The sequence below is a fragment of the Streptomyces carpinensis genome (genome assembly GCF_002154505.1).
Taxonomy (GTDB): Bacteria; Actinomycetota; Actinomycetes; order Streptomycetales; family Streptomycetaceae; genus Streptomyces; species Streptomyces carpinensis.
On sequence record NZ_MUBM01000668.1, the window covers coordinates 1 to 4,459 of the forward strand.

Below are 4,459 nucleotides of genomic sequence, written 5' to 3' on the forward strand. Positions count from 1 at the left end.
AACGCGGGGCCTCGGACCGGCCCGCCGGTCCGCGGCCCTCGTCACGGCTCCTCGCGCCAGCCGTCCCACTCCCCCGCGAACGCGTCCAGCTCGGCCGGGTCGAGCCGGCCCTCCTCGTCCCGCAGGGCGAGGAGCCACTGGGCGTCCTCGGCGTCGTCCTCGCCGGCGAGCGCGTCCCGCACGAGCCTCGGCTCCTCCCGAAGCCCGAACCGCTCCCCCAGCGCCTCCGCCGCCTCCTCCGCTGCGTCGCGGTCGGGCAGCACCAGCACATGTCTCACGTCACTCACGCAGGCCATTGTCCGGCACCCGGGGGCGCGGCGACGCAGCCGCTCCCCGGCCCGCGAGCAGGGGCCCGCTCAGCCCCTGGGCACGATCTGTATGTCGAGACCGACCTTGATGGTGGGGCCGACCACGGCGATACCGCGCGCCAGCATCGTCTGCCAGCTCACGGTGTAGTCGTCACGGTGCAGCTCGGTGGTGGCCCGGCAGGCGGCCCGCGCCTCGCCCTCCATGCCGTTGCCCAGCCCGAGGTACTCCGTGTCCAGCGTGACGGTGCGCGTCACACCGTGCAGGGACAGGGCTCCGGTGACGGCCCACCGGTTGCCGCCGCGATGCGCGAACCGGTCGCTGTAGAACTCGAGCGTCGGGAAGCGCGCCACATCCAGGAAGTCCCCCGACCGCAGATGGTCGTCGCGCATCCGGACGTTGGTGTCGATGGAGGCCGCGTCGATCACCACATGCATCGCCGACCGGTCCATCTGCTCGGCGATCCGCACCACTCCGGCGAAGGAGTTGAACCGGCCGTGGATCCGGGCCAGCCCGATGTGCCGCGCGGTGAAACCGATCGAGGAGTGCGTCGGCTCGATCTCCCAGTCGCCCGGCGTGGGCAGCTCCGGCGGACGGGCGATCTGCAATGTCACATCGCCGAGCGAGGTGAGGGAGTCCTCCGTGACCGTCGCGGCGGCCCGGTAGGGCGCGTAGCCCTCGGCTGACACCGCCAGCCTGTACTCCCCCGCCGGCACGGCCGCCATGAACGACCCGAACGGGTCCGTCCCGCCCTCCACCACCTTGCGCCCCGTGGTGTCGGTGACCGCCAACGCCGCCTGCGGCACCGGCTGGTTGACCGGGTCCAGCACGCGGCAGCTCAGCACTCCCGCGCTCGGTGGAGTCTGCACCGCCGCCAGGGGATTCGTCCGTTGCACTCGTTTCGCCCGGCTTCCCAGCAAGCGGCCGATCATCTACGACACCCTCTGCACGACGTGAAAACACCTGTTGCCGAAGATGCATTCGATCACCGATGCGGCTTTCGAGGCAACACGGGATCACATCGCGGGAAACCGGCACATGTGCTGGCTCTGCGCACGAGTGGCCCCTGTGACACGAATTCGCAGCTCGCGTCCGGTTTCACGCAGTCGGCACAGAGTCCAGGTGGATGCCGAACCGGTCCCGGTACACCGACAGCACCTCCTCGTCCGAGTCCAGACCCCGAACCCAGCGCGTCCCGTCGGCCTCCGTCGTGGTCAGCGTGCGGCCGCCGAGCGTGATCCGCCCTCCGTCGCCGGTGAGCCGGGAGCACACCAGCGATCGCACGAAGTGCGAGGCGGGCGAGGTGCTGTGCCACCAGGCCCCGGCCACGAAGTCCCCGAGGACCCGGGGCCGCACCTCCAGCCGGTACTGGGGCCTGCCGTCGCGGACCACGTCAAGGTCGCCGGCCGCGGCGTCGGCCGCCTCCGCCATCCCGAACGTGCCGCCCGGATCGGTCTGCTCCCCGCGCTCCCCGAAGGCCAGCGGGAAGTGGCTGTGCGCGCCGAACCCCACGTCGGCCAGCCAGTCGCCCCCGTCCGCCGTCCGCACCCGCAGCGCGAGATGGTCGTGCGGGATCCCGAGCCGCCCCTCCTCCCCGTACACCCGGGCCGCCAGCAGCGTGACCTCGAAACCCAGCGCCGTGAGCAGCGCCCCGAACGCACCGTTCAGTTCGTAGCAGAACCCGCCCCGGCGTGAGCCCACCACCTTGTCCAGCAGCCTCCTCTCCTCCAGCACGATCTCCTCGCCGAGGTGGACGGACAGGTTCTCGAAGGGCACGGTGCGCAGGTGCCGCACATGCAGCTCCCGCAGGGCGGCGGCGGTGGGCGCGGCCGGGAACTCGGCCCCGATACGGCGGAGATAGGCGTCGACCTGTGCGGCGTTCATGCCCTCAGTCTCGCGCCACGCGCAACCCCGCCCCTTCGCCGGTGACCGCGAGCGCCCCGTCGCGGTCCGTCCGCAGCACCCTCGCGCCCTCCGCGCGCAGCGCCGCGACAGTGCTCGGAGCCGGGTGCCCGTACATGTTCCCCGCACCGCAGGAGATCAGCGCCAGCCGGGGGGCCACGACCCGTATCAGGTCCGGGTCCTGGTGGGCCGAGCCGTGGTGGGCGACCTTGAGCACGTCCACGCCGACCAACTGTGCGAGGGCCGGTGATCGCACCAACTGCTGCTGTGCCGGGGGTTCGAGGTCTCCCAGCAGCAACAGCCGCAGCCCGCCGGACCGGACGAACAGCGTCACACTGGCGTCGTTGGGCCCGTCCGGATCCGGCGACGGGCGTGGCGGGGGCCACAGCACCTGCCAGGTCAGCCCGCCGACGCGGCGCTCCTCCCCGGCGGCGGCGTGGGTGAGCGGGATGCCCCGCCGCGCAGCCTCCCTCCGTACGAACTCGGCCTGTTCCGCGGGTTCCTCGTACCCGGTCGTCTCGATGGCGCCCACCGAGCGCCCTCTCAGGACGCCGGGCAGTCCGGTCACATGGTCGGCGTGGAAGTGGGTCAGCACGACCAGCGGGACCCTGGTGATGCCGAGCGCGCGCAGACAGTGGTCCACCGGCTTGGGATCGGGTCCGGCGTCCACCACCACACCGGCGCCCGGTCCGGCCGCGAGCACCGTCGCGTCGCCCTGCCCCACGTCGCACATCGCGAACCGCCAGCCCGGCGGCGGCCAGCCCGTGATCACCCGGGTCAGCGGCGGCGGCTGCACCAGCACCAGCACCAGCAGCACCCCGCACAGACCGCACAGCCACGGGTGTCCCAGCAGCCGCCGGCCGACCACCACGACCGCCACCGTGACCAGGCCCAGCAGCAGCGCCCCGGTCCAGCTGCCCGGCCAGTCCACTCCCCCACCGGGCAGCGCCGCCCCGGTCCTGGCCACGCCGGCGATCCACCCCGTGGGCCAACCAGCGCACCACGCGAGCGCCTTGGCCACCGGCATCGCCGCCGGCGCGGTCACCAGGGCCGCGAAGCCCAGCACCGTGGCGGGCGCGACCGCGACCTCCGCGAGCAGATTGCACGGCACCGCCACCAGACTCACCCGCGCCGACAGCACCGCGACCACCGGGGCGCACAGCGCCTGCGCCGCTGCCGCCGCGGCCAGTGCCTCGGCCAGGCGGGCGGGAACCCGACGCCGGCGCAGCGCCGCGCTCCAGCGAGGCGCCAGCGTGAGCAGGGCACCGGTGGCCAGCACCGACAGCAGGAAACCGTAACTACGGGCCAGCCACGGGTCGTACAGCACCAGCAGCACCACGGCCGTCGCCAGGGCCGGGATCAGCGATCTGCGGCGCCCGGTCGCGAGGGCGAGCAGCGCGACGGCTCCGCATGCCGCGGCGCGCAGCACGCTCGGGTCCGGCCGGCACACGACGACGAATCCGAGGGTGAGCACTGCGCACAGCAGTGCGGTGGCCCGCAGCGACAGACCGAGTCTCGGTACGAGGCCACGACGCTCGACGTGCTGGGCCAGGCCGAGCGGTCCGACGAGCAGGGCGAGCAGGATCGTGAGGTTGCTCCCGGAGACGGCCAGTGTGTGCGCGAGGTCGGTCTCCTTGAACGCCTCGTCCAGGTCCGGCGTGACCCGGGTCGTGTCTCCCACGACCAGTCCCGGCAGCAGTGCGCGGGCGTCCTGCGGCAGCCCGTCGGTCGCCGTCCGCAGCCCGGCCCGCAGCCGGCCCGCCAGCCTTTGCGGCCCCGACGGTCCCCCGATCACCTCGGGTGCCGCCCGGCCCCGGACCCGCAGCACCGCCGCGACTCTGCCGCCACCGCTCAGCGGAGGCGCCAGCCGCGCGGTCACGCTCAGTCGCGTGGACGGCAGCAGACCCAGCCAGGGCGAGCGCCGAGCGCCGGCGTCGTGCCCCTGCCCGCCGGTGTCGACCAGGATCAGCACGGGTGCTCGGGTTCGTGCGGCCCCCATGGTCCCCGCGCCGCTCACCCGCTCCACTTGTCGCACCTCGGCGTCGATCAGCACCGAGACCGGCGCCATGTGGTCGCCGCTGACCCGGGGCCGGGTGAGCCGGGGATCCGAGGTCAGCTCCACCTCGGCGGTCACCGTGGCGTACTGCCGGGCCAGAGCGGGCACCGGCCCCCGGCGCACGTCGGCCCCGTGCAGCCCAGCGGAAGCGGCGGCCGCGGCGGCACCGAGCAGGACGGCGGCGACGGAGGTGCG

Annotated in this window: 4 protein-coding genes; all 4 read right to left on the bottom strand. The window is 73.8% G+C overall.

Translation table 11 applies throughout. From position 1 onward, the window contains the following. Nucleotides 1-41: 41 nt before the first annotated feature. On the bottom strand, nt 42-296 hold the full coding sequence (locus BZY54_RS47740) for a hypothetical protein (protein ID WP_208640995.1): 255 nt from the start codon (nt 294-296) through the stop codon (nt 42-44). Nucleotides 297-356: 60 nt separating this feature from the next. After that, nucleotides 357-1,238 carry a YceI family protein gene (locus tag BZY54_RS47745; protein ID WP_086731513.1) on the bottom strand — a complete coding sequence of 294 codons (882 nt, stop codon included), beginning with the start codon at nt 1,236-1,238 and terminating at the stop codon, nt 357-359. A gap of 166 nt (nt 1,239-1,404) precedes the next feature. Beyond that, nucleotides 1,405-2,190: an arylamine N-acetyltransferase family protein gene (locus BZY54_RS47750; protein ID WP_086731514.1), complete on the bottom strand. Its 786-nt coding sequence runs from the start codon at nt 2,188-2,190 to the stop codon at nt 1,405-1,407. Between the two features lie 4 nt (nt 2,191-2,194). Continuing rightward, the coding region (locus BZY54_RS47755) for a ComEC/Rec2 family competence protein (protein ID WP_086731515.1) at nt 2,195-4,459 on the bottom strand (2,265 nt) is incomplete at its 5' end.

What these genes read in the sequence shown, in the direction of transcription:
- BZY54_RS47740 (WP_208640995.1), bottom strand. Translation starts at nt 296, where the DNA reads ATGGCCTGCGTGAGTGACGTGAGACATGTGCTGGTGCTGCCCGACCGC.
- BZY54_RS47745 (WP_086731513.1), bottom strand. Translation starts at nt 1,238, where the DNA reads ATGATCGGCCGCTTGCTGGGAAGCCGGGCGAAACGAGTGCAACGGACG.
- BZY54_RS47750 (WP_086731514.1), bottom strand. Translation starts at nt 2,190, where the DNA reads ATGAACGCCGCACAGGTCGACGCCTATCTCCGCCGTATCGGGGCCGAG.